Origin of the sequence: Rothia sp. HMSC069C10, from assembly GCF_001812205.1 — a bacterium.
GTDB lineage: Bacteria > Actinomycetota > Actinomycetes > Actinomycetales > Micrococcaceae > Rothia > Rothia mucilaginosa.
Genome location: NZ_KV808305.1, coordinates 266113 through 291897 on the forward strand (window position 1 = coordinate 266113; position 25785 = coordinate 291897).

Consider the following 25785-nt stretch of genomic DNA (forward strand, 5'->3'; position numbering starts at 1 on the left):
ATGAGCCATTTCGCGAGTCGATTCAAGGCTTTCACCTAGTGGGGGCACGGAAGGATGCTCCCCTGCGGCTGGATCATGGGTCTGAATGCCTTACGCACCCGGCGTGGGCTACACTTCCAGAGTCTGATACAAGCCAAGGATCAACCACTATAGAGAACCATTCTCATGTTAATCTTGGTGCATGCACATGACCCGTAAGTTCTTCCTCACCCGCGCCGGCGCACTCGGCGCAGTAGCCACCCTCGCCCTGACCGCATGCGGTGCCCAGAACGCCCAGACCAGCCAGAACACGCAGACCAGCCCCAGCGCTTCCACCTCCGCGAGCGCAACCCCCGCCCCCATCACCGAAGGCAAGGGCGCGGCAAGCCGCGTCGCCATCACCTACGACGGTGGCGTGCTCGTTTACGATGCCAAGGACATGAAGCTGCTCGCAGATATCCCCAAGGAAGGCTTCCTGCGCCTCTCCGACGCTGGCGATAACCGCCACCTCGTCGTTGCAGACGGCAACAGCTACACCTTCCTGGATACCGGCGTATGGTCCGTAGCGCACGGCGACCACTCGCACTACTACACCACTTCCCCGTCGCTGTCCTCGCTGTCTCTGGCGGCTGACCACACCGGTCACGTCATCAAGGACAACGGCAAGGTCGCGGCATTCGCTGACGGCACCGGCTCCTTCGCCGTGTACGACCCGGCGAAGCTGACCCACGACAAGCGCACCGCCTCCTCCCTGGAGACCACCACCGTCACCCTGCCGCAGCCGCACCACGGCTTCGCAATCCCGCTGCCCAACGACCAGTACCTGGTAGCGGTCGGCGACTCGAAGACCCGCACCGGCGCCGCTGTTGTGGATGCGCAGGGCAAGACCGTCACCGAGAGCCCCGCCTGCCCCGGCGTTCACGGTGAGGCCATCGCCAAGGACGGCGCGTTCTCCATCGGCTGCACCGACGGCGCGCTGATCTACAAGGACGGCAAGTTCACCAAGATCACCAATCCCGAGGACCCGTACTCGCGCTCGGGTAACCAGGCTGGCAAGGCTGACTCCCAGTACGTTCTGGCGGACTACAAGACCGACAAGGACGCTAAGCTGGAGCGCCCCGAGAAGTTCTCCATTATCGACACCGTTGCGGCAACTCGCACCGTCTACTCCCTGCCTTCTGGCGTGAGCTACACCTTCCGTTCGCTGGCTCGCGGTCCCCAGGGTGAGGCGCTGCTGCTGACCACCGACGGTAAGCTGCGCGTCTTCGATCCGGCAACCGGCACTGAGCTGGGATCCGTACAGCTAATGGAGGCGTGGACCGAGTCTGAGACGTGGCAGGATGAGCGTCCGGCACTGTGGGTGGACGGTAAGACCGCCTACGTGACCGACCCGGCGACCAAGAAGCTCATTGCGGTATCTCTGTCGAACCCGGCAGCGCCGAAGGAGCTGATGAGCGTGGAGCTTCCGAAGACCCCGAACGAGATTCTGGGTGTCTCTTCCTCGAACGCTGCACCGGTTGAGGCTGAGGCACACGGCGCTGCTTCCTCCTCGGCTTCCGCTGATGCGCACGAGTCTGGCGAGGCTCACGAGGGCCACTCCCACTAGGGATCTCACGCTGAGATAAACCTAGTGAAAGCATAAAGAGAGATGCGACCGATAACCTATCGGTCGCATCTCTCTTTATGTTTTCCAGGTTGATACGCCTGCTCCTAACGCAACGGCAGAACCGTCATCTCTTCCCAGTCCTGCCCGTCATAGGAGTAGCAGTGTAGGTGATCCACGGTGAAGGTGCGCTGCTCGGCGGGCAGAGCATCAAACACCTCACGGGCGTTCGCCACCTGCTCTTCCGTGAGCCCGTGACCCAGGGTCACGTGCGGCACATAGGGGAAGGACGCCGCGCCGGCACCGAATAGCTCAACCAGCTTCTGGTGAATCTGCTCGAACTCGGCCCTACCCGCCTCCAGGTTCAGGTACTCCACCTCGGTGACCGGGCGGAAGGAGTGTACCGAACCCCAGCGCGCCTCAAAACGCGGCGTGTCCAGCGCCTCGCGGAGCTGCGGGGAGTGCACCTCAGCCATTAGAGACTCGTTCAGCTCCGTCAGGTACACGGTCACGTGGGTGCTGATAGGCGCCACCGCACCACCGGCTACCGCGCGCTTCCACTCTTCCAGGCGCTGAACATTCTCACCGCTCACGTGCGCAATAACGCTCAGGTAGCGGCGACCGGGTTTCAGGGTCGGGGATACAGGAGCCGTCGTGGGGCTCGAAGAGTTCTCTTGTGCTGTCATCTCAATCGTGCAGGTAATGCGGCGTCTCAGCCGGACTGGCTGAACAGCGCGCTAGATTGCGGCGGCAGGCAGGAAGCCAACCTTCTTGTACACGTTCTCAATGGTGACGGTAGCGATCTCGCGGGCAGCGGATGCGCCCACAGCCAGCAGGCGGTCCAGCTCGGCGGGGTCGTCCATCAGCTCGAGGGTACGCTCACGCACCGGGGTGAGGCGCTCCACCACAATATCGGCAAGGTCGACCTTCAGGTGGCCGTACATCTTGCCCTCGTAGCGTGCCACGATCTCGTCGATGCTCTCGCCGGTCATTGCCGAGTAGATGGAGAGCAGGTTGGAGACGCCGGGCTTAGCCTCGCGGTCGTAGGCGATGACGGAGCCGTCATCGGTCACGGCGGACTTAATCTTCTTCTGGGTTGTCTTGGGGGTGTCCAGAAGCTTAATCAGGCCCTTGTCGGTGGCTGCAGACTTGGACATCTTCGAGGTCGGGTCCTGCAGGTCGTAAATCTTAGCGGTTTCCTTCAGAATCACCGGATCGGGCACCACAAAGGTCTCACCGAAACGGGAGTTGAAGCGCTGAGCCAGGTTACGGGTCAGCTCCAGGTGCTGACGCTGATCCTCGCCCACGGGCACGCCGTCCACCTGGTAGAGCAGGATGTCGGCAGCCATCAGAATCGGGTAGGTGAACAGGCCCACGGAGGCGTTCTCGGCGCCCTGCTTCTGGGACTTGTCCTTGAACTGGGTCATACGGGAGGCCTCGCCGAAGCCGGTGAAGCAGTTCAGAACCCACGCCAGCTGGGCGTGCTCGGGCACGTGCGACTGCACGAACAGCGGGGTGCGGGTCGGGTCAATGCCGGAGGCGATATACTGCGCCGCGGTCAGGCGGGTACGCTCACGCAGCTCCTCGGGGTTCTGAGGAACGGTGATGGCGTGCATATCCGGGATAAAGAACAGACATTCGTTATTCGGGTCGTCCTGCAACGCCACCCAGTTGTTCACAGCACCAATGTAGTTACCCAGGTGCATCGAATCAGCCGACGGCTGCGCACCCGAGTAGATACGTGCCTTCTGCTGAGAGGCGTTAGGGATGAGGGACTTATCCTGCTTCTTTTCGTCTGCCATAGTTATTTCCTGTGCAGTTCTTCCTGTGCGGTGCTGCGGACGGTGCAGCACATCTTCAAAAACTTATCTGTAGGTGGGTCCGCGTCTTACTCACCGATGCGGTAGTCAACCACGAGCGGCGCGTGATCGCTGAAACGCTCGTCGTAGCTTGCCGCGCGGTCCACGACCGCTTCCACGGCGCTTTCGGCGAGCGCCGGGGTCGCCATGTGGTAGTCGATACGCCAGCCTGCGTCATTATCGAACGCCTTGCCGCGGTAAGACCACCAGGTGTAGGGGCCGGGCACCTGACCCGCCAGCTCACGAGCCACATCGCGGTAGCCGATATCGCCGAAGAAGCGGTCAAAGTAGGCGCGTTCCTCCGGCAGGAAGCCGGCACGCTTCTGGTTAGCCTTCCAGTTCTTAATGTCCAGCTCGGTGTGGCCCACGTTCAAATCGCCCACGATGAGCACGTGGTCCGAGTGCTTTGCCAGTTCAGGCATGCGCACCAGCATGCGCTCCAGGAAGCGGTACTTATCGTCCTGCTTCTGGGTGCCGACCTCGCCGGAGTGAACGTAGGCGCTGACCACGGTCAGGGTCTTACCGTTGGGCAGAACGTAGTCCGCCTCAACCCAGCGGCCCGAATCGTCAAAGTACTCTTCGCCAATATTCGAGCGGGTCGCTACCGGCTGGTTCTCCAGGACTTCACCGGCTGAGTTCGGGGTGCGTCGGGTCGCCACCAGCACACCGGCGCGGCCCTTCGCTGCCGCCTCCGCGTGCAGAATATGCCACTGGGATTCGTCCAGCAGCTCACGCACGATAGCGTCGGGGGCGCGCACCTCCTGCAGGCAGAGAATGTCGATGTCACGGCTCGCCAACCACGCCGCCATATCCTTCTTATAGGCGGCGCGGATACCGTTCACATTCACGCTCGCCACGCGAAGCAGACCGCTCGGGCGCGGTGCAGGGGTGTTAGAAAAATGCATAGTCTTAATTATGCCAGTTTGAGGGAAGAGAAATTTTCACTCGTGCGCGTTTTTTCTCTGGCTGAACGGTAAACTATTGGGTGATGAATTCACACTCCTCACATACCACCGACCACGGTGCCCCCTCACATTCTGCGGGCACCACCGCATCCGAAAGTACCGCTCACAACGCTGAGAGCCGCTACGAGCTACCCCCGATTCCCGGCCCGAAGTACGAGCAGGTCATCCACTACATTGAGCAGCGCTACATTATTCCCGGCAAGCCCGGCGATAAGCTGCCCACCGAACGCATGATTCAGCAGAACTTTGGGGTGAGCCGCCAGACGGTTCGTAGCGCCCTGAAGGTTCTGATTGAACGCGGCCTGCTCTACAACGTGCAGGGCTCCGGCACCTACGTTGCCGAGCGCACCGACGCCACCTACATTCCGCGCGTGGACACCTTCGTTGACGATATGCGCCGCCGCGGTTTTGAGGGGTCCACCCGCATGATTGCGACCCGCTGGGTGGACGCCACCGAAGAGATCTCCACCCACCTATCCGTGCCGGTGGGTGAGCAGGTGCTGTTCGTGCGTCGTCTGCGTCTTGCCAACCACGAAGTCATCGGCTTTGAGCGTTCCTACTTTGTCAAGGCCGCCGCAAGCAGCATCCTGGACGCCATGATGGCGGAGATGTCCGGTGCGATGAGCTCGCTAGACCAGCTTGCCGACACCCCCAACGCGATTAAGCACGCCCGCGTACGCACCAGCGCGGCGCTCTTCACCGACGCCGACGCCGAGGCGTTCAACCACCAGGTTCCCGTGGGCGAGGCGGCGTTCAAGGTCTGCGCGACCGGCTACACCGAAGAAGGTAGCCCCGTAGAGTACGCAGAGACCCTGTACCTTGCCGATGCCTACTTCTACGAGATGATTCTCTAGCATCTGCCTTTTCTTGTGATGACAGTGTGAAGGGCGGTGCCCCGGTAGATTGTTCTACCGGGGCACCGCCCTTTTGAGTTATCAGCCCTGAAATGTTGCGAGCCTTACGCCGCCTGACGCTCCGCAGTCTCAACCACGTTCACCAGCAGCTCCGCGCGGGTCATCGGGCCCACACCGCCGGGGTTCGGGGAAACCCAGGACGCCTTCTGCGCAGCCTCCGGGGAGACGTCGCCGAATAGCTTCTTCTTGCCGGTCTCCGGGTCCTCAGCACGGGAAACACCAACGTCCAGCAGGATTGCGCCGTCCTTGACCTGGTGAGCCTTCAGCACGTGCGGAACACCCACAGCGGCAACAATGACGTCAGCCTCGCGCAGTACCTCGTCCAGGTTCTCGGTACCGGTGTGCGCCAGGGTTGCGGTCGCGTTCACCTCGCGGCGGGTCAGCAGCAGACCCAGCGGGCGGCCCACGGTAATGCCGCGGCCGAGCACCACAACGTTCTTGCCGTTCCAGTCGATGCCGTGGCGCTTCACCAGCTCAATGACACCGTTGGGGGTGCAGGGCAGCGGGGAATCCAGCGGCTCAGAAACGTTCAGCACGAGCTTGCCGAGGTTGGTCGGGTGCAGGCCGTCAGCGTCCTTCTCGGGGGCGATGCGCTCCAGCACGCGGTTGGTGTCCAGGTGCTTGGGCAGGGGCAACTGCACAATGTAGCTGGTGCACGCCGGGTCGTTGTTCAGCTTGTCGATCTCTGCGTCGAGCTCTTCCTGAGTGATGTCACCGGGCAGGTCCACACGGATGGAGTTAATACCGATCTCTGCGCAGTCGCGGTGCTTAGCGCCCACGTACGAGCGGGATGCGGGGTCGTCACCGACCAGCACGGTACCCAGGCCGGGGGTAATACCCTTAGCCTTGAGCGCCTCGACGCGCTCCTTCAGCTCTTCCTTGATGGCTGCGGCGGTTGCGTTACCGTCTAGAATCTGGGGCATTGTTTTTCCTTCCATAGATTGCGGCGGGTTCGCCGAAACGGACGGTCTGTGTGTTGGGTTCTAGGGTGTGCCCCTAGAGGTACCACTCCCCCGCTACGTCCCTGAACGGGTGTAGCGGGCAGGGCGGTAAAAAGTAAGAGGGCGAAATAACCCCGCCCGCTCAGCACCCACAGGGAATGTTGAGCGAACGGGGTCATTCATGGGTCTACCAGTTCTCGCTGCCCTGGTAGAGGGGGTACTTGGCGCACAGTGCCTCAACGCGGGCACGCAGCGCAGCGATGTCCGGGTTCGGCAGCAGTACGGAAGCGATAATGTCGGCAACCTCGGTGAAGCCCTCGGCGTCGAAGCCGCGGGTCGCCAGAGCAGGGGTACCGATACGCAGACCGGAGGTCACCATCGGCGGGCGGGGGTCGTTCGGCACAGCGTTACGGTTGACAGTAATACCGGCATCGTGCAGCAGGTCTTCTGCTTCCTTGCCGTTGAGGGCGTGGTTGCGCAGGTCAACAAGCACCAGGTGAACGTCAGTACCGCCGGATGCGATGGAAACGCCGGCGTCCTTCACATCCTGCTGCAGCAGGCGGTTCGCCAGGATCTGTGCGCCCTCAACGGTGCGCTTCTGGCGGTCCTTGAACGCGTCAGATGCGGCGACCTTGAACGCGGTAGCCTTCGCAGCGATCACGTGCATGAGCGGACCGCCCTGCTGACCGGGGAACACAGCGGAGTCAATCTTCTTCTTCAGCTCCTCGGTGCAGAGGATGAAGCCGGAGCGGGGACCGCCCAGAGTCTTGTGCACGGTGGAGGAAACCACGTGTGCGTGCGGGACGGGGTTCGGGTGCAGACCTGCAGCCACCAGGCCCGCGAAGTGGGCCATGTCCACCCACAGGTACGCGCCGATTTCGTCAGCAATCGCGCGGAACGCAGCGAAGTCCAACTGACGGGGGTACGCGGACCAGCCGGCAATAATCAGCTTGGGGCGCTCGGCAAGAGCCAGTTCACGCACCTGCTCCATGTCAACGCGGCCAGACTCGTCCACGCTGTACGCCACAACGTTGTACAGCTTGCCGGAGACGTTCAGCTTCATGCCGTGGGTCAGGTGGCCACCGTGTGCCAGGGACAGACCCATGATGGTGTCACCGGGGTTCAGCAGTGCATGCATGACGGCGTTGTTCGCCTGCGCACCGGAGTGCGGCTGAACGTTGGCGTGCTCAGCGCCGAAGAGTTCCTTCACACGGGAAATAGCGAGGGACTCAACGATGTCGACAAATTCGCAGCCGCCGTAGTAGCGGCGGCCGGGGTAACCCTCAGCGTACTTGTTGGTCAGTACCGAGCCCTGGCTTTCGAGGACGGCACGGGGGACGAAGTTCTCGGATGCAATCATCTCGAGGGTGTTCTGCTGGCGCTTGCGCTCCAGCTCAATGGCTTCTGCAACTTCGGGGTCAAGGTCGGCGAGGGGCATCTCGAGGATCTTCTGCTCGGACATTACGCTCCTGGGAGTGTTTTTGCATTATCTTCGGTCGCTCATCATCGGGGCTGCGGCAGTGTCTGCGGCTGAAAACCCTGAATGAAAAAATATGAGCTACACCTCATAATACCGTAAAGCCCGCTTTCCTTCGAGAAGGAAAACAGGCTTTACAAAGCATCACGATGAAGTTTTACACCGCCACCGCAGGGCATATAAACCGGCCTTTAGGCTTATCGGCGGTAGCTACGCGGGTCTACAAACCCTACGCCTGACGCAGGATAGCGGAAGCATACTCCAGGTACGCCTCGCGAGCGCTCTCCTTCTTACCGCCAGCGACCAGCTGGGTCTGCACCACGTAACCGGTCAGCACCGACAGCACCGCGGCACCGATAACGGTCAGCCACTCTTCAAGCTCCTCTTCGGTGAAGTCCAGCTCAGCGGCTCCCCAGGCACGGTAGCGCTCCAGGGACTGATCGCGCAGGTAGCTCAGCTGTTCAGACACCACGGTCGCCAGCTGCGGCATTGCCACAGCCTCGCCCCAGGTGACGAGCAGGTGACGGCGAATCTTGGGGGTGTCCAGCACCTTCAGGCACCCGAACACGTAGTCCCAGGGCTGTTCGGCGCGGATACGGTCGAAAGGCGCCATGTCCATGCGGGCTGCCGCCAGGATAATCTCATCCTTGGAGGAGAAGTGGTTATAAATCGCTCCAGCAGACAGGCCAGTGGCCGCAATAATCTCGCTCATCGAAGCCTTCTGATAACCCTGCTTGATGAAGCATTCGCGGGCGGTCTCTACAATCTGAGAACGCCTGTTCTTTTTGTATTCTTCGCTGACTTTAGGCACACCCTAATCCTAGCGAACTTTTAGCCAATCCGTGCGCATCCTGGTCGCTGTTGACGCGCCCTCATGCGCAAATCCGGCGCAAAATAGAGCAAAAATTCTATAAATACGACTGCCCACAATACGGATGCTCCACCGCAGATGTTCCAACACGAATGTCCCAGGTGGAGAGTATGAAAAAGCGGGGCATCCCAGGCTCACCAGAAGGTTCACCCTAGAATGCCCCGCTCACAGCGGGCAGCTCAGCGCAGGCTGAGCCCGCTACACATTTTTAGTGGAAGAAGTGGCGGGTACCGGTCAGGTACATGGTCACGCCAGCAGCCTTAGCCGCCTCGATAACTTCCTCGTCGCGGATCGAACCGCCCGGGTGCACGACGGCACGCACGCCGGCGTCCAGCAGCACCTGCAGGCCGTCAGCGAAGGGGAAGAACGCGTCGGATGCGGCAACCGCACCGCGGGCACGCTCGTTACCTTCACCGCCGAGAGTGTTCGCGCGCTCCACCGAAAGCTTGCAGGAATCCACGCGGTTCACCTGGCCCATGCCGATGCCCACGGCGGCACCGTTATCGGCAAGCAGAATGGCGTTGGACTTGGGCGAACGCAGTGCACGCCACGCGAACTCGAGGCCACGCAGGGTTGCCTCGTCAGCCGGCTCACCGGCAACCAGGGTCCAGTTCTTCGGGTCGTCACCCTCAGCCTGTAGGCGGTCAGCCTCCTGGAAGAGTGCGCCACCGGAAATGGGGCGGTACTCGATAGCCTCGCGGGCAAAGTTCTCGGGCAGAACCAGCAGGCGCAGGTTCTTCTTCTCACGCAGGATCTCCAGCGCCTCGGGCTCGAAGCCGGGAGCCACGATCACCTCGGTGAAGATGCCCTTGACGGTCTGAGCCATAGCGGCGGTCACCGGGCGGTTAGCGGCAATCACGCCGCCGTACGCGGACAGCGGGTCGCAAGCGTGCGCCTTCGCGTGAGCGTCCGCAATCGGGTCAGCCGCACCGGGGGTTGCCACAGCAATACCGCAGGGGTTGTTGTGCTTGATAACGGCAACAGCCGGCTCGTCGAAGTCGTAAGCGGCACGCAGAGCGGCATCAGCATCAACGTAGTTGTTGTAGCTCATCGCCTTACCGTGCACCTGCTCCGCCTGAGCAATGCCGGGGGCAGCGGCGGGGTCAACGTACAGGGCGGCACGCTGGTGCGGGTTCTCGCCGTAACGCAGGGTCTCGCTGCGCTCGAAGCCCAGGCCAGCGTACGGGGGCCAGAAGTTAGCGTCCTCATCCTGCAGGAACTGGGATGCAGTCCAGGTGGCCACAGCGGTGTCGTATGCGGCGGTGTGGGCGAATGCGCCAGCGGCAAGGCGGCGGCGCTCATCCAGGGAGAAGCCACCGTTCTTAGCGGCCTCAACGGTGCGCGCGTAGTCGGCGGGGTCTACCACAATTGCGACGGCGTCGTGGTTCTTCGCGGCAGCGCGAACCATGGAGGGGCCACCAATGTCGATCTTCTCGATGATGGCGTCCTGATCGGCACCGGATGAAACGGTCTCAACGAAGGGGTACAGGTTCACAACCACCAGGTCGAAAGGCTCGACATCCAGCTCGCCGAGGGTGTCGATGTGCTCCTGCTTGCGGCGGTCAGCCAGAATACCGGCGTGGATGCGCGGGTGCAGGGTCTTCACGCGGCCTTCGAGGCACTCGGGGAAACCGGTCACTTCGGTGACCTCGGTGACGGGTACGCCTGCTGCCGCGATGGTGGATGCGGTGGAGCCGGTGGAGACCAGCGCAACGCCAGCCTCGTGCAGGCCGCGGGCGAACTCCTCCAGACCGGTCTTGTCGTAGACGGAAATGAGGGCGCGGCGCAGGGGCACGCGATCGAGCTCAATGAGAGACACAAATACTCCGATGCTTTAGACGTGCACGCCGGTTCTCGGCGGCACAGCTGGTGGATGGACGTAGCCTGCCCGGATAGACAGGATATGTGTGGGGTATTCCCCGCCGCTGTGCACCTTCCCCTCAGGGGTACTCGGGTGCCACAACGGAACGTGTGTGGGCGGCGGGGTGTGAGCTCGGCTCATTCCGCCGCAAAAATCTAGTGGGCGGAATTAGCTGTCGGATGCAGCGCCGTCAGATGCAGCGCCGTGAGATTCAGCCAGGGATGCGATGGTCTGCACGAGCAGGCGGCGCTCCTGCACCTTAATGCGTTCGTGCAGGGTTTCTTCGGTGTCGTCATCCAGAACGGGCACTGCCGCCTGGGCGAGGATGGGGCCGGTGTCAACGCCCGCATCCACAAAGTGGACGGTCAGGCCGGTAATCTTCACACCGTGCGCTAGGGCGTCACGCACGCCGTGCGCACCCGGGAAGGAGGGCAGCAGGGCGGGGTGGGTGTTAATAATGCGGTTTTTGAAACGCTCGACCAGCTGCGCGTCAACAATGCGCATGAAGCCGGCGAACACAATGTAATCGGGGTTGTAGGAAGCGATCTTTTCTTCCAGCGCGCGGTTCCAGGAGGGGCGGTCGGCGTAGTCGCCGGGCTGCACCAGGAAGGTGGGTACGCCCGCCGCCTGGGCACGTTCAATGCCCAGACAGGGCTTGTCGGCGCCCACTGCCGCAATGTCGAGGGGAAGCTCGCCCGCTGCTACAGCGTCGAGGATGGACTGAAGATTCGTTCCGGAGCCGGATACCATAACCACAATTCGCACCCGACTAGTATAACCCGTCTCACACCCTTATCCAAAGGGGGTAAGAGGTTCACAACACGCCTAAAGCCCAAAGGCGAGCACAAAGAAACCCCGGCGAGACGAATCCTCACTGGGGTTCACCGGACGCAAACTCAACAGGTCGCAAACTCAATAGGTCACGGGCAGACGGGGCGGTACCCTTATAGGTATGTCTACTCCCCCGCAGAACACCCCGAACAACACTCCGAACGACACCCCGCAGCAGCCCACCCCGAACAACGGTGCACCGCAGAACCAGCAGGTTCCACCGCGAGCGCCGCAGCAGGCACCGCAGAACATGATGCCGCAGCCTCGGGGACCTCAGGGCAAGAAGCCGCGCAAGCCCATCGACCCCATCGAACAGCAGAAAGCGAATATTCGCACCTCGCTCATGCTGATTGTTGCCGCGCTGGTGATTTTTGCGGCGTCTTCCTTCGTGCTTTCCACGATGCCGCTTTTCTTGGCGCTCTTCCTCTTCGCGCTCGCCGGCATTACCCTGAGCATTATTGCGATTGTGCGCACCGCAATCTACCGCGGCCCCTGGTTCTTCTACATTGCCGCAGGCGTCAGCATTATCTACGGCGCTATGACCCTGCTCGGTGGCATTGGCCTCGCCTTCATGCCCGGCACGCAGGAGTACCGCGAGTGCCGCGCCGCCGCGCTGACCCAGACCGACATGTACACCTGCGACCAGAAGTTCCAGGGCACGATGGACAAGCTCACCGGTGCGTCCAGCTCTAGCTCTTCTGCAGCTCGTTAGGGGTTCTGCGCGCTAGTTCTTCTTGCGGGCGTTAGAACCCTGCGCATTAGAGCCCTGGGACTTCGAGGAGCTGACATCCAGCGGGGGCAGCTCCACGGTAGACGCCTCATCGGTCACCAGCGGAAGGATGCCGGTCTGGCTACGAACCTCAAAGATGCGGCTCATCGCCTGATCGGCAGAGAGGACATCCAGCTCGCGATCCACAAAATCACGCTCTAGGTCGTTCTTCTGCTTCTTGCGTGCCGCCTTGGCCGCCTTCTTCGCCTCGCGCTTCTGCGCACGCTCAAGCGCGCGGTCCTGAGCGGAATCCTGCGGGGCGGGTTCAGCGTGGGCGCTCTCTGCCGCTTCTGAACCCTGCGCTGCGGCGGGCTGCTCAAGACCAAAACCGAAGTACGCCATAATGCGGCTCGCACGGCCCTTCGAACGCGGCGTCTGCTCTGCGGGCTCTTCAACAGCGTTCTCACGCTCAGCTGCCACAGGTTCGGTAGCCTCGTAGACGGGCTCCTGAATCAGTTCGCGAGTCTCCTCCTCGGAGGGGTCATGAGCGTACACGGCAGGGTCATAGGTGCCGTGTTCGTCAGCAGTGTACTCGTTGGAGGCAGGCTCAACAGATGCTTCAATGCTCTCGTAATCCTCCGCCTGCGCAGAGTCAGCATGGGCAGAGTGCAGGTAATCGACCTGCTGAACGGCCTCAATCGGCTCGTACTGCTCAGCGGGGCTCTCTTCAGCAGTAGCCTCTTCGGAGGCGGGCTCTTCAGCCGCCTCTTCACGCTCTTCAACGATGTCTGCGAAAGCGTCCGCCGCCGCACGCTGCGCCAGCTGTTCGGTCGCCTCCACGGGGACGGCAACCACCGGCTCCTGCGGATGCACCGGCACGTGACCGGTCGCCACCTCAGATACAACAGACTGCTCAGGCTCAGAGACATTCTTCTCAGAAGCCTTCTTAGAGGCAGCCGCGCGTGCCGTCTCTTCCGCCTCGTGCTCAGCTGCTTCACGCTCTGCAGCCTCACGAGCGGCGACTTCCTCAGCTTCACGCTCAGCCGCCTCACGTGCCGCAGCTTCCTCAGCCTCACGCTCCATACGCTCCGCACGCGCCTGCGCACGCTCCTCACGACGCTCCGCAAAACGCTCACGGCCCTGCGCAAAACGCTCACGGGTCGAGGCAGTAAAACTCATCAGACGCTCACCCAGGTTCGGGCGCTCATCCGCAAAACGAGGCAGCTCACGGCTGCTATCCGGCACCAGGGCGCGGCTCAGCAACATACCGAACGTCACGCCGGCGCCCACCGTCAACGCGGTATGCGCCGCAAAAGTCAGCGGCTCAGCACCAACCTCCGTAAAACGACCAATACCCAGAGAGCCGTACGAAATCCAGCCCAGCCACAGGGCACCAAACGACGTCATAATACCGGTCATCATGCCCAGCACCACCGCAGAAATCAGCGCAGACAGCGGGCGGAACGGAACCTTCAGGGCAACCCACTCATCCAGGTGATCCTCACCCTCACGCAAGAACCACCAGCCAGCAATCGCACCGGCACCCAGCGGCACCAGCAGACCCACCAGACCGAACGTGCCCATTGACTCGGGCACAGCACCCAGAATCGGAAGCATCGGCAAAGTACCAACATCACTACTGGTCAAACCAACCGAGGTACCCGCACCAAAGGAGAAACCGGCACCGGTCGACCACGCAATCGCATAAATCACCAGGTTCGGCAAGAAACCCAGCTGCAACAGAGTCACCGCAGTATCACCCACAGCGCCCGCATGCAGCTCCTGGTAGGTGGCAACAATCTGCGACCAGCCCGCCAAAATACCGATACCCAAAAGCACCGCACCCAGACCGACCAGCGCCACAAAAGCAACCACCGCAGCACGCACCACAGCCCAGGCGTACGAGCCCGCCCAACGCGAATACTGACTCATCTGCGAAATCTGCTCCGCAGTATCAACACCCACCATGCGCGAGAGCGAACGCGCCTCACGGTAGCCACCCCACATCAGACCAGCCACCACAATACCCAAAGGCACCAGGGCAGCATTCAAAGCCTGCAGAGGTTGCGGATGCGGGCTCGCCCAACCGTACATCGCCGAGCTAATCAGGGCATAAGTCACCGAACCGGACAGCACCGGAATCAAAAACTCACCCTCATACGAGGCGCGCGCCAGGCGACGACCCGAACGGTAACAGAGCAGCAGAGGCAGAATACTCAAACCCAGCGGCACCAGCGTCATCGTGCCGGCAGAAGCACCAAAAGCAGCCGCAAGATCCAAAGGAACACCGTGAATCAGAAGCCACAGGTGCGCCGACATGGCGGCCACGGAGGAGAACTCCATGTCGCCAAAACCCTTGGTCGCCCACACGGCAGACATCGCCGCAAACACTGCAAGCGCAGAGAACAGGGCAGTAACAATTAGCTCAACAACACCCTGAAGCCACAGAGGCATGGGCATGGAATAACGAGAGATAGGTGAGGTGCTTTTCATCGTCCTTCAATCATGCCACGAATTAACCACGAAACCCGCCTCCGATTAACACTCGAAAGCGGGTTCTCACAACTATTCACACAGGTATTCATCCAGACGCGCACGCGAGGGCGCGCATCAGGCGAAGTTTTACTGCTCAGTCCACGGGTTGGAAGCTTCAACACCCCAGGCGCGGTACACCTGCGCCTTAGAAGAAATCAGCTCCAAATCATAGGCACTCGCACTCGCCGCCATCAGACCCTCCAGGGCGGCGGTAGGCAGCGGACCGGCATCATCACGGCCTACGGCATGCACGCCGCGCGGCGCCTGGCGACCAGCCCACTCGAGGCTCACGCGCGCGTCCACGTTAATAACGTGGTCGCCAAAGCGCTCAAGAAGTTCGGTAATCCAGCGGTCAGTTTCCGGGTAGGGGTACAGGCCCTTCAGCTCGCCAATGCTCAGCACAGAAATGTACATGTGCCGGAACGAGCGGCGGCGCAGAAAAGCGACCACGGCGGGGTCTGGATCCGCCTTACGGATCTCCGCAAGAACGTCGGAGTCCAGAAGCATACCGGAGAAATTCATACCCCTAATGCTACGCTACGCGCAGACCGGCGTACTCAATAGCGGGGATACCCTCGGGGTTCGGCAGAAGAAGGAAGTTCAGGAACTCGTCGCGCTTAGAAGAAATGCGGGAGTAATCGTCAATGCTGACTGCGGTGTATCCGCCTCGCGCGGGGACAGCTGCGGCACGCAGGCTTTCCTGGTAGGAGCGGGAGGGGTTCAGAGAGATTGCTGCTTCGGTTGCAGAGCCGTTGTACATGTGACAACCTGCGCCGTGAGTGGCGCGATCCTTTCGCGTTGCTCTTGTCTGTACCAATTACCACCGGTTATTCCGGTGGTGAATACAAACCGCTTCGTCATCCGAGCCACCCGTGAACATGGGGTTGGCGTTCGACCATAGTCGGAGCTTATCAGTCGAAACTCTTGAAGCTGGGTTTAGCTTACAGCATTTTCTCAAGTTAAGTAAAGCGTTTTTTGAAAGAGATTTAGATTATTAGCGTTTTGGCTTGTGAAAACGTTTTAAATGGCGTGAATTTTTGATACTGCGCGGAATATCTTATGTGAATACCGGTGTTTTTATGCGCTAAAAACTCCCCCACCACAAATACGAAATACACCCCAAACCACCGCTCAATAGTCACCCCGGCAACCAGCCCGGCAGTCAGTCCAACAGCCAGCCCGGCAGCCGCCAGCAAATGACCAGCAACAAGGCGCATACCCGCACAATACGCGATAATGAGCTGGTGAGCGCCAACAACCCCTTCCCCGAAATTCCCGTCACCGTACCGCAGATCATTCGCCAGGCCGGGCACCGCACCTACCAGCGCGGCCTCGCCTACCAGCGCAACCGCGAAGTCATCCGCTACAGCTACGACGAAGACGAGCGAACCCTCACCGGGCTCGTCAACGGAAGCACCATCATCCCCTACGAAGTGACCATTCGCTTCTTCCCCGCCGTCAGCGGCTCCGCAACCTTCACCGCCCGCTGCACCTGCCCCGTGCTCACCGACTGCAAGCACGCCGTAGCGCTCATGCTCACCGCGCTCGACCGCGCCTCCGTAGCGAAAAAAGCACTCAGCGAACACCCCGGGCCGGTCGGCGTACCCGGTGCCGCGGCAAAGGACGCGGCAGAGGCAAAGGGATCCGCAGATTCAAAGAGCGCAAACGTTGCGGAGGCGAAGAAATCCGCCGACCCGCTCGCGGCGCTGCGCGCCTCCGGTGCACTCACCACCGCGGCGAAGCTGCCCTCACCCGATGCAGCGGCTGCCGAGCACGAAGAGGCGCAGGGAAGCTTTGCGCTCAACGAGCTAGGCGCCTCCCCAAGCCTGCAGGCAGAGGCATCCGCCACCAAAATCTCGGCATGGCGACGCGACCTCTCCTCCGTTCTTTCCGCACGTCAGGACCTTGCGGGCATTGATTCGATGCGTGTGAGCGGTGCCCTGGATTTCTCGCTGAGCGTCTCCGGTTCCTACGCGCGCGGCCGCAATATGCCCGGCGCAACCCCCAGCATTAACCTGCTCGCCCGCCCGCTCATGGCATCCAAAACCGGGCGCTGGATCAAGGGCGGACTCAGCTGGGAAACCTTCGCCTCCAGCGTGGGCGGACCCGTCGGACGGCACGAAATCTACCCCGAACACGAACGGTTCTTCGCCGAGCTCTACTCGATTGCCCGCCCCTGGCAGAACATGTATTCCTCGCACCGCGACTGGATCTCAATCAGCGCTTGCGCCTCCACTCTGCTCTGGGACGTACTCGCCCGCGCGGAGGATATTGGCCTGCCCCTGCTCGTCAACGGTCGCGAAGTGAACTACGCCGTGCTGAGCCCCGCACAGGTGCGCCTGCATGCCGCCGCCAGCGAAGAGAAGCACGCGGAAGGTACCGGTCTGCGGCTTCAAGCAGCGCTCAGCTGGGAAGGACGCGAAGGCGAACTACTGCGCCAGCTCTGGCTGCCCGCCGCGCACTGCCACCCCATCGGCACCCCGCGTACCGGCTTCTTTGCCCTGGGCGGGCTCGCCCAGCAGGAGTACGAGCAGGCGGCAAAGGCGGTGCACTGGAAGACCGTGCGCCCCGGCGCACTGGATGAAGTGAGCCGCGAATCTTTCGTTCAAAAGGCTGCCCAAAAGGACGCGCAGGAGGCGCCTACTGAGCCCTCTACCCCGACCATCAACCCGGCGCAGGGTGAACGGGTGCGCTACTCCCCCGCCGTGCCCGAACTGCCCGAGGGTGTGGAACTGGCGCTCATCCCCCTGGTCGAGCCGCTCGATGCCGCCTCCGAATCGCTCATTAGCGCCGGAACCGTGCACATTCCCGCTGCGGAACGCGCCACGTTCCAGAAAGAGTACCTGCCCGCGCTCAGCCGCTCCATTCCCTCGCTGACCCCCGATCCGGCGCTGGCGCTGCCGCGCGTGAAGCCGCCGCATCTGGTGCTTGAAATCAGCTTTGACGAGCAGGTACGCCACGACGCACAGCTGAGCTGGCATTGGGAGTACCCGCTGAACCCCTTCGCGGAGGACAGCGCAGAGGAGGCGAGCGCGCAGGATGCTGCGGGTGCTTCCGATGTGCAGTCTCTACCCGTTTTCGGTTACCCCGGTGAAGAGGGCGGCGAGATTCGTGATGAGCGTTTTGAGGCGCGCGTACTGCGTTCTGTGCGCACTATTCTTGCCTCCCATCCGGCTCTTTCCGGGCTGGAGGAGCGCCGCATCGAAGGCTGGGAAACCCGCGAGTTGCTCAGTGCGATTCTGCCGAAGCTTCGCCGTGTTTCCGCTGTTCAGGTGCGTTTTAACGGCACTCCGCCGGAGTTCGTGGAGGCAACCGACGCGCTGATTGAAATCACCGTGAGCGAGGGCAATTCTCGTGACTGGTTCGGCCTGGGCATTGCGGTGAAGGTCAACAATTGGACCGTGCCGTTTGCCCAGATTTTTGAGGCGCTCGACCGCGGGGCAGACCGTATTCTGCTCGGTAACGGCACCTATTTCTCGCTGCGTCGATCCGAGTTTAAGACCCTGCGCACCCTCATTGCGGAGGCTCGCGAACTCGACGATGCGGGCGGTGAGTTGCGCATTAACCGTCACCAGGCGGGGTTGTTCTCTGAGCTGGAGTCGCTGGCGGCGAGCGTGCATACGACCGCGCGGTGGGATGCTCAGGTGCGTTCGCTGCTGGAGCTGGTTGAGGGTTTGGGGGATGCCGAGGAAAGCACCGAAGAGAGCCCCGAAAAGGGCGCTGAAAAAGCTCTCGACAAGGGCACTCAGGATTCCCCCGCACCTCAGAAGGCGTCCCGTCGGGTTATCGCTCAGCGCCCGGTACCCGCCGGCCTGCAGGCGACCCTGCGCCCCTACCAGGTGGAGGGTTTCCAGTGGCTGTCGTTCCTGTACGAGCAGCGTCTGGGCGGTATTCTCGCGGATGATATGGGTCTGGGTAAGACCGTGCAGGCTCTCGCACTGCTCGCCCACGCGATTGAGGAGCACCGTGCCGCCTCCGAACGTACCACCGAGCGCGGTGAGAGCATCGAGCCGTTCGCACCTTTCCTCGTGGTTGCCCCGACCTCCGTCATCACCAACTGGGCGGCGGAGGCGGAACGCTTCCTGCCCGAGGCGAAGGTCGTGACCATCACCGAAACCACCGCCGGTAAGACCCCACTTGCCGAGCGCATCGCCGGGGCGCACCTGGTGCTGACCAGCTACACGCTGCTGCGCATGGACGAGGACGCATACACCGGTTACGCCCGCACGCTAGGCCGTACCGTTGACGAATTCGCGGGCGAGCAGTCCGCCCCCGAAGGCTGGGGTGCGCTCCTGCTGGACGAGGCGCAATTCGTCAAAAATACCGGCACCCGCGCCTGGTCTATCGCCCGCGCGATACCCGCCCGCACCAAGATCGCGATGACCGGCACGCCCATTGAGAACAACCTCATGGAGCTGTGGGCGCTGCTGGCGATTGTGGCGGACGGCCTGTTCCCCTCAGCCCGTGCGTTCCGTGACCTGTACGCTCGCCCGGCGGAGTCCGGCGAGGACCCGGCGCACGCCGCGGCGACGGCTGCTCGTCTGCGCCGGCGCATCCGCCCGCTCATGCTACGCCGCACCAAGGAGCTGGTGGCGGTGGAGCTTCCGGCGAAGAACGATACGCGCGTGAACCTGCCGCTGGCTCCCGGTCACCGCCGCATCTATGACACGCATCTGCAGCGTGAACGCCAGAAGGTGCTGGGTCTACTGGAGGATATGGATAAGAACCGGTTCACGATCTTCCAGTCGCTGACCCTGCTGCGCCGTCTGGCGCTTGATGCCGCGCTGATTGATCCGGAAGCCTACGCCGGGGTGTCGTCGGTCAAGCGCGACTACCTGGTTCAGCAGCTACCCGACCTGCTCGAGAAGGGCCACCGCGTGCTGGTGTTCAGCCAGTTCACCGGCTACCTCAAGAGCATTTCGGCACGCCTGGCGGAGGAGGGCATCGGCCACCTGTACCTGGACGGTTCGACCCGCAACCGCGCCGAGGTCATCGAGGCGTTCACGAGCGGTCAGGAGCCGGTGTTCCTCATTTCGCTCAAGGCTGGCGGTTTCGGTCTGAACCTGACCGAGGCGGATCACGTGTTCATCATGGATCCGTGGTGGAACCCCGCCGCTGAGCAGCAGGCAGTGGACCGTATTCACCGCATCGGCCAGGACAAGGAGGTGCACGTCTACCGCCTGGTCGCCGAGGGCACGATTGAGGAGAAGGTCATGCAGCTCAAGGAGTCGAAGGCGGCGCTCTTCGATGCGGTGGTCGGTGAGGGTGAGTTCGCCTCCGCGGCGGTGACGGCTGAGGATGTGCGCGAGCTCTTCGTGCCGGCTGTCGAGCGGTAGCCGCCCTCGAGTCTGAGCGGTATTTCTGGCACCCGTCATTTTTGTCATTTGGTTACGCCTCCGGCTAGATTCACGCCCGATTCTGGCCCGGCCCTTCTCAACGGGGGCTCTGAGGCGTAGCCTTGAAGGACTGCTTACGGAGGCGCCGCCTCCCCATAGATTCCAAAGGAGCATCATGAGCTACAACGTACCCAACGTAAAGTTCAACGACGGCCGATCCATTCCGCAGCTGGGCTACGGCGTGTGGCAGGTTGAGGACGAGGTCGCCGAGAAGGTCGTGGCCACCGCCCTGGAGATCGGCTACCGCCACATCGACACCGCCGCTATTTACGGCAACGAGGCGGGCGTAGGCCGCGCTATCGCTAACTCCGGCGTGGCTCGTGAGGACATCTTCCTCACCACCAAGCTGTGGAACTCCGATCAGGGTTACGAGAGCGCTTTTGAGGCGTTTGAGGCGTCCCTGGAGAAGCTGGGCACCGACTACGTTGACCTGTACCTGATTCACTGGGCTAAGCCGCAGCAGGGCCTGTACCTGGATTCCTGGCGGGCGCTGATTGAGCTGCAGAAGCAGGGTAAGGTCCGTTCCATTGGTGTTTCGAACTTCCCCGAGGAGCAGCTGCGCGAGATTATCGAGGAGACCGGCGTAATTCCGGTCATCCACCAGATTGAGCTGCACCCCTACTTCTCGCAGGAGGCGCTGCGCGCCGTTCACGCCGAGTACGGCATCGCGACTCAGGCGTGGAGCCCGCTGGGCAACGGTAGCGACCTGCTGCAGAACCCCGTGCTGACTGAGATTGCGGAGCGTCACGGCGCAACCCCCGCGCAGGTTGTGCTGGCGTGGCACCTGGCTAAGGGCACCGTGGCTATCCCGAAGTCTGTGACCCCCTCCCGCATTGAGGAGAACCTGGCGTCGGTGAACGTGAAGCTGACCGCCGAGGACATCGCGGCTGTGGATGCGCTTTCCACCCCCGAGGGTCGTATTGGCGCTGACCCGGCGAACATCGACTTCTAAGGTGTAGCTCGGGCGTAGAGCTCGAATCGAACCTACATAAAGCCCCGACAGGCACAGATAGTGTTTGTCGGGGCTTTTGTGCGCTCTTGCGGGAGCTAAGGTTTTAGAGAATGCTCATTCGCGGATTGCTCAACAGGTCAGCGAACGCTTGCGCTCTCCCCCGCTAGTTCTCGTCCTCCACCAGCAGGGAGAGGGAGATGCGGCGGCGAGCCGGGTCGACCTCCACGACGCGCACCTGCACGATGTCGCCGCTGCGCACAATATCGTGCGGGTTCGCCACATAGCCGCGGCTCATCTGCGAGATGTGCACGAGGCCGTCCTGGTGCACGCCAATATCCACGAACGCACCGAATGCCGCCACGTTCGAGACGGTGCCCTCGAGCACCATGCCGGGGCGCACGTCCTCGAAGTGCGAGACGGACTCGGAGAAGCGGGCGGTGCGGAAGCTACCGCGCGGGTCCAGGCCGGGGCGGCGCAGCTCGGCGAAGATGTCCTCGACCGTGTACACGCCGGCGGTGCCTTCCGCACTCTCCGGCATGTGGCCGTCCTGCTCGTGGCTGTCCTGCACGTAGTCGGCGGGGTTCAGCCCGGCGAGCGGGTCGGTTCCATCCGAGGTACCCAGGGCGCCGGCAACCCAGTGGGCGCCGTTGCGCGCCTGCGCGTCGGCAATAATGCGGCGCGCGAGCGGGTAGGCTTCCGGGTGCACGGCGGAGGCGTCCAGCGGCTCCTCACCGCCGCGGATGCGAATAAATCCTGCCGCCTGGCGGAAGGTTTTCGCGCCCAGTCGCGGCACGTTCAGCAGCTGCTGGCGGTTCGCGAAGGCGCCGTGTTCGGTGCGGTAGGCGACGATGCGTTCGGCGGTTGCGGTACCCACGCCCGCCACGTGCGCGAGCAGCTGCACGGAGGCGCTGTTGAGGTTCACGCCCACGGCGTTCACGCAGTCTTCGACGGTGTCGTTGAGGGCGCGGCGCAGGGCGGCGGGCGGCACGTCGTGCTGGTACTGGCCCACGCCGATGGACTGCGGGTCGATTTTAACGAGCTCGGCGAGCGGGTCCTGCAGGCGGCGGGCAATGGAGACGGCGCCGCGTACGGTCACGTCGTAGTCGGGCAGCTCGGCGGCAGCGAGCGCGGAGGCGGAGTAGACGGAGGCGCCCGCTTCCGAGACGGTCACCTTCTGGGGTGCTTCTGCGCCTTCCTCGCGCAGGGTGCGGATCAGTTCGCTGGCGAGCTTGTCGGTTTCGCGGCTTGCGGTGCCGTTGCCAATGGCGATGAGTTCCACGCTGTGCTCGCGGCAGGCGGCGGCGAGCTCGCGCAACGCCTCCTCCCACTGATTGCGCGGGGCGTGCGGGTAGACGGTGCCCACGCGCAGCGGCTCACCGGTACCGTCGACCACGGCGTATTTCACGCCGTGGCGCAGGCCCGGGTCCAGGCCGAGGGTGGTCTTGTGTCCGGCGGGTGCGGCGAGCAGAATATCGCGTAGGTTGGAGGCGAACACCTCGGTCGCGTGCTGTGCGGCGGCGTCGAGTAGCTGGTGGCGGATGCGTTCGGCAAGGCGCGGGCGCAGGTGGCTGCGCCATGCGGTGCGCACGGTGGCGGCGAGCCAGCCGAGTACGCGGTCTTCGTCGTCGACGGTGTTGAGCACCTGCACGGGGATGCGTAGCGCGGCGGCGACTTCACGCTCGTATGCAGAACGGACGTTCTCGTAATTTTCGGTGGCGGCCTCAGCTTCGGCGCGGGCGGCATCACGCAGGCGGCTGAGCGCCACGGGGGCGGGTGCCACATCCACCTTGAGGCGCACCACGCCGGCATCCTTGGCGCGGTGCAGCGCCAGCACGCGGTGCGGCGGAATGGAACGAATACGGTCCGAGAAGGCGAAATAGTCGGAGAACTTCGCACCGATGCTTTCCTGACCGGCAATCACGCGGGACTCGATTACGCCACCTTCACGCAGGCGCTTGAGGAGCTTTTCGCTCAGCACCGGGTCGGTGAGGGCGCGGTCAACCAGGATTGCGCGGGCACCGTCGAGGGCCTCTTCGGCGCTGTGAATCTGCAGGGCTTCGTCCGCCTCTGCAACCTCAATGCTCTCGTCCTCATCATCCCCATCGTCCCCGTCGTCTTCGGTGCCGTCGGTAATGTACGCGGCAGCGATGGCGTGCGCCTCGGCGAGGGGCACCTCCAGCAGGTCTTCGACGAGGGAATCAAGCCCGGCGGCACGCGCCATCTGGGCGCGGGTCACGCGCTCGCTGCGGTACGGGGCGTAGATGGCATTCACGTCTGCAATGGTGGCGGCGTTCATGAGCGAGGAACGCAGCTGCAGCAGGGTGAGCGGGTCGATGAGGCCTTCATCGGCGCGTTCGGTGAGCGCTTCGAGCACGCGGTTGCGGCGCTCTTCGAGGGCGCGGAGCTGGCCCAGGCGCGACTGGATGGTGCGCAGCTGGGTGTCGGTGAGCGCGCCCGTCGCTTCTTTGCGGTAGCGGGCGATGAAGGGTACGGAGTTGTCGGCGTCAAGCAGCGCCACGGCTGCGCGGATGCGGTGCGGCGCAATGCCGGTTTCTACGGCGAGCGCGTTAATGAGGTGCTCGGCGGGCTGCTCAGCTGTGCCGCCGGTTTCGTGTTTTTCGCGGTGTGCGGCGCTGCTGGGTTCGTTGCCGGCGGCGCTGCTGGGTTCATTGCCGGCGGCGCTGCTGGGCGCGGGGTATGCAGCTCGATCCGCGCGCGGGCGGATGCTGCTCGGGAGGGGGTGTTCGCTCATCCTTCCAGTTTCGCATATTTCGCCGCGGCTCATGGGTTGGCAGGTAATGCTGAGGAAAGAGTCAGCGCGGGGCGTATTTTGCTCGCCTGTGCGGGTGCGGGTAAGCGTATTTTTCCACCGTATCTTCTAGCGCAGATTACGAGTCTTTACGCACATTTTGCCCTGTGGGTGCGCTAAACATTGTCATCTTTCCGTAAGAAACCGTGTTAGGGGTTCACATATTTGAATAGTGCTAAGTTTCAGCGATAAATTTAGATAAAAGAGCATATTTTTTTGAAAAAATATCTCTTATTCGTGCAGATAAGGGGTGGCCTCACACCACGCAAACACCCTTATCTGCGTGCACACATTCAGGGTTTCGGCGGCACGGTACGACAAGGTGCCGCCACATCCCGCAGATGAAAGAGGGACCCATGCGCGAACAAGCCGCGCTATCAAACGCTCCGGAGGGCTACTTAGATTTTCACGACGAGTACGCGGAACTCATCGCCGAACTCGCCGCGCTGGGGTTCACCCCTACCCAGGTTCTCCGCCGCCTCAACTTTCTGTACCCGCGCATCAACAAGAAGTACCTGAACTATGCGCTGAGCTCCGGCATCTGGCAGTTTGGCCCGGTCACGGCAGACGCCCCGAGCTACACGGTGCTCGCCTGCGGCCTCTGGTACGTTTTCGCGGAAGCCTACGATCTGCCTCCGGAGCCCGAGTACACGGCGCTGATTCTTGATTGCGATATTATTCACGACCTGCCGCCCGCGCTGGAGGCACGCCACTTCAACAATGAAGACATTGCACACGTTCTGGCGAAGATTGGCGCAACGCTCAAGTACCTTGCCGCACACCCCTACTCCCAGCTGGAGGAAGAAGCCTACGCGCAGACCCTCGAGGACATCCGGCAGCGAGGCGTGAAAGAAATCGGCACCGAGGGCGGTAGCCTGTACACCCTGCTCGCCTCCAGCATGGAGGGCGAATCCGCGTGGCCTGCCCCCGCACAGACGGTCAACGATTACCTCGGCGACGGCGACTGGTCCCTGGGCATGCTCCGCACCGGCATTTACCCGGCGGAGGCGCTCGAGAACGAGTGGTATATCGACGCCGCGGCGGTACCCGAGGATTTTGCACCGAAGACTCTGAGCCTCTTTTTGAGCTATTGCGCCCGCTACGACCGCGAGCCGACGGCGCTGAACTACGGCTACTGGTCTACCATTCCCACGCTCATTGAGCAGGTGCCGCCGCTGGGTGCGGTACGCGCCAAGTTCGGTTCCTGGCAGACGACTCTGCATCGCGGACGCACGCAGATTGCCCGCGAGCTGCGCCTGTGGACGAAGAACGAAGCAAACGCAGCTGCCGCTGAGTCGAACGAGACCGAGGCGAGCGCGGCTGAGGAGCTTGAGCTCCTCGACGCTGAGCTGACTAACGCTGAGCTCCCCGAAGCAGAACTAGCAGAGCTGGATACCCCGGACGCATCCCCTGCGGGCGCTCCCGCAGAACCGGCGGAACCGGCAGAGCCCGCGCGTCTGAGCGCCCGCGAACTCACCGAGCAGGGCATCGGCGTGGTGCAGACCGCCCACACCAACCTGGCGGCGTACCACCGCACCCAGTGGGAGCAGACGGTGGAAGTCTTCGGCGAACGCCTCGCGCAGCTTGCCTGGAACCGCCGTCTGAGCACCTACTACTTCTTCGACGGAGCCTGCCTGGAAGATGCCGACCCGACCCCCGTGGTGACGGTTTTCCGCTCCCCCACCGGTTTCCTCTGCGAGCTTGAACCCACCGTCGAGGCGCTGCCCGCCTTCGACCCGGAGTTCCTGCAGGAGCACGGCTGGAGGCACCCGGTACCGGTGCATGCGCTGTGGAACCTGCACGCGCTCGACCCGCTGGAGGCTGCTGCCGCCGTCATTGAGGCGATGCGTTCGGGTTGCGGTTGTGAACGCTGGGATTTCTACCGCACCGATGATGACGACGACCCGCTGGCCGAAGAGGCTGAGGTGGCGCCTCTCTAAGCGCACTCCCGCGAGCCTCTCGTCGGGTTCATCCCTGGAGACAGCGAAAGCCCGCGTCCCCCGCTCCCTGAGAGGAGCAGGTGACGCGGGCTTTACGCATGCACCGGTAGCCGGTGTACTAGTAGCCGGTACCGATAGCCGAT

19 protein-coding genes and 1 riboswitch are annotated in these 25785 nt (G+C 62.6%); of the genes, 6 read left to right on the forward strand and 13 right to left on the reverse strand.

Annotated features, from left to right (window positions below; translation table 11 throughout):
* Positions 1-181: 181 nt before the first annotated feature.
* Positions 182-1585: a hypothetical protein gene (locus HMPREF2842_RS08360; RefSeq protein ID WP_070644187.1), complete on the forward strand. Its 1404-nt coding sequence runs from the start codon at positions 182-184 to the stop codon at positions 1583-1585.
* A gap of 104 nt (positions 1586-1689) precedes the next feature.
* Here HMPREF2842_RS08360 and HMPREF2842_RS08365 read toward each other — a convergent pair whose 3' ends face one another.
* From HMPREF2842_RS08365 to HMPREF2842_RS08375, 3 genes are all read right to left on the reverse strand, one after another.
* Complete coding sequence (locus HMPREF2842_RS08365; RefSeq protein WP_070644189.1) at positions 1690-2268, reverse strand: 2'-5' RNA ligase family protein; 579 nt, start codon at positions 2266-2268, stop codon at positions 1690-1692.
* 51 nt (positions 2269-2319) lie between these two features.
* The gene (gene trpS, locus HMPREF2842_RS08370; protein ID WP_070644192.1) at positions 2320-3384 is read right to left on the reverse strand and encodes a tryptophan--tRNA ligase; all 1065 of its coding nucleotides are present in this window, start codon (positions 3382-3384) and stop codon (positions 2320-2322) included.
* Between the two features lie 86 nt (positions 3385-3470).
* Positions 3471-4346, reverse strand: coding sequence for an exodeoxyribonuclease III (locus HMPREF2842_RS08375; RefSeq protein WP_005506814.1), 876 nt, complete (start codon positions 4344-4346; stop codon positions 3471-3473).
* An 80-nt stretch (positions 4347-4426) separates the two neighbouring features.
* Between HMPREF2842_RS08375 and HMPREF2842_RS08380 the strand changes: the two genes are divergently transcribed.
* Positions 4427-5260, forward strand: a complete 834-nt coding sequence (locus HMPREF2842_RS08380) for a GntR family transcriptional regulator (protein ID WP_049352140.1) — start codon at positions 4427-4429, stop codon at positions 5258-5260.
* Between the two features lie 104 nt (positions 5261-5364).
* On the opposite strand, the gene HMPREF2842_RS08385 is transcribed toward HMPREF2842_RS08380, so the two are convergent.
* The 5 genes from HMPREF2842_RS08385 to purN form a co-directional block, all read right to left on the reverse strand.
* Complete coding sequence (locus tag HMPREF2842_RS08385) at positions 5365-6243, reverse strand: bifunctional methylenetetrahydrofolate dehydrogenase/methenyltetrahydrofolate cyclohydrolase (protein WP_005508973.1); 879 nt, start codon at positions 6241-6243, stop codon at positions 5365-5367.
* Between the two features lie 205 nt (positions 6244-6448).
* Positions 6449-7723, reverse strand: coding sequence for a serine hydroxymethyltransferase (glyA, locus tag HMPREF2842_RS08390; protein ID WP_049346827.1), 1275 nt, complete (start codon positions 7721-7723; stop codon positions 6449-6451).
* Between the two features lie 244 nt (positions 7724-7967).
* On the reverse strand, positions 7968-8549 hold the full coding sequence (locus tag HMPREF2842_RS08395) for a TetR/AcrR family transcriptional regulator (RefSeq protein WP_049341495.1): 582 nt from the start codon (positions 8547-8549) through the stop codon (positions 7968-7970).
* A 268-nt stretch (positions 8550-8817) separates the two neighbouring features.
* A complete protein-coding gene (purH, locus tag HMPREF2842_RS08400) occupies positions 8818-10428 on the reverse strand; it encodes a bifunctional phosphoribosylaminoimidazolecarboxamide formyltransferase/IMP cyclohydrolase (protein ID WP_070644195.1) in 1611 nt (536 codons plus the stop codon).
* A 210-nt stretch (positions 10429-10638) separates the two neighbouring features.
* A complete protein-coding gene (purN, locus tag HMPREF2842_RS08405; RefSeq protein WP_044150744.1) occupies positions 10639-11220 on the reverse strand; it encodes a phosphoribosylglycinamide formyltransferase in 582 nt (193 codons plus the stop codon).
* A gap of 202 nt (positions 11221-11422) precedes the next feature.
* Here purN and HMPREF2842_RS08410 point away from each other — a divergent pair, with 202 nt between their 5' ends.
* Positions 11423-12013, forward strand: coding sequence for a 4-hydroxyphenylpyruvate dioxygenase (locus tag HMPREF2842_RS08410; RefSeq protein ID WP_070644198.1), 591 nt, complete (start codon positions 11423-11425; stop codon positions 12011-12013).
* Positions 12014-12025: 12 nt separating this feature from the next.
* Here the strand turns inward: HMPREF2842_RS08410 and HMPREF2842_RS08415 are convergent, their stop codons facing one another.
* The 4 genes from HMPREF2842_RS08415 to HMPREF2842_RS08430 all read right to left on the reverse strand — a co-directional run bounded on the left by HMPREF2842_RS08415 (position 12026) and on the right by HMPREF2842_RS08430 (position 15762).
* Positions 12026-14503 carry a cell division protein PerM gene (locus HMPREF2842_RS08415; RefSeq protein WP_070644201.1) on the reverse strand — a complete coding sequence of 826 codons (2478 nt, stop codon included), beginning with the start codon at positions 14501-14503 and terminating at the stop codon, positions 12026-12028.
* 129 nt (positions 14504-14632) lie between these two features.
* Entirely contained in the window at positions 14633-15067 is a 435-nt protein-coding gene (locus HMPREF2842_RS08420; protein WP_005508979.1) for a PIN domain-containing protein, read from the reverse strand.
* A 10-nt stretch (positions 15068-15077) separates the two neighbouring features.
* On the reverse strand, positions 15078-15305 hold the full coding sequence (locus HMPREF2842_RS08425; RefSeq protein WP_005506796.1) for a hypothetical protein: 228 nt from the start codon (positions 15303-15305) through the stop codon (positions 15078-15080).
* A gap of 35 nt (positions 15306-15340) precedes the next feature.
* Positions 15341-15475: riboswitch (SAM riboswitch) on the reverse strand.
* Positions 15476-15531: 56 nt separating this feature from the next.
* Positions 15532-15762 carry a hypothetical protein gene (locus HMPREF2842_RS08430; RefSeq protein WP_070644202.1) on the reverse strand — a complete coding sequence of 77 codons (231 nt, stop codon included), beginning with the start codon at positions 15760-15762 and terminating at the stop codon, positions 15532-15534.
* Between HMPREF2842_RS08430 and HMPREF2842_RS08435 the strand changes: the two genes are divergently transcribed.
* Complete coding sequence (locus tag HMPREF2842_RS08435) at positions 15742-19881, forward strand: DEAD/DEAH box helicase (RefSeq protein WP_070644205.1); 4140 nt, start codon at positions 15742-15744, stop codon at positions 19879-19881. The genes HMPREF2842_RS08430 and HMPREF2842_RS08435 overlap by 21 nt on opposite strands.
* A gap of 175 nt (positions 19882-20056) precedes the next feature.
* Positions 20057-20893: an aldo/keto reductase gene (locus tag HMPREF2842_RS08440; RefSeq protein WP_070644208.1), complete on the forward strand. Its 837-nt coding sequence runs from the start codon at positions 20057-20059 to the stop codon at positions 20891-20893.
* A gap of 163 nt (positions 20894-21056) precedes the next feature.
* Here HMPREF2842_RS08440 and HMPREF2842_RS08445 read toward each other — a convergent pair whose 3' ends face one another.
* Entirely contained in the window at positions 21057-23645 is a 2589-nt protein-coding gene (locus tag HMPREF2842_RS08445) for a helix-hairpin-helix domain-containing protein (protein WP_246823241.1), read from the reverse strand.
* 413 nt (positions 23646-24058) lie between these two features.
* Here HMPREF2842_RS08445 and HMPREF2842_RS08450 point away from each other — a divergent pair, with 413 nt between their 5' ends.
* Positions 24059-25642 carry a dehydrogenase gene (locus tag HMPREF2842_RS08450; RefSeq protein WP_070644213.1) on the forward strand — a complete coding sequence of 528 codons (1584 nt, stop codon included), beginning with the start codon at positions 24059-24061 and terminating at the stop codon, positions 25640-25642.
* Positions 25643-25785 lie beyond the last annotated feature (143 nt).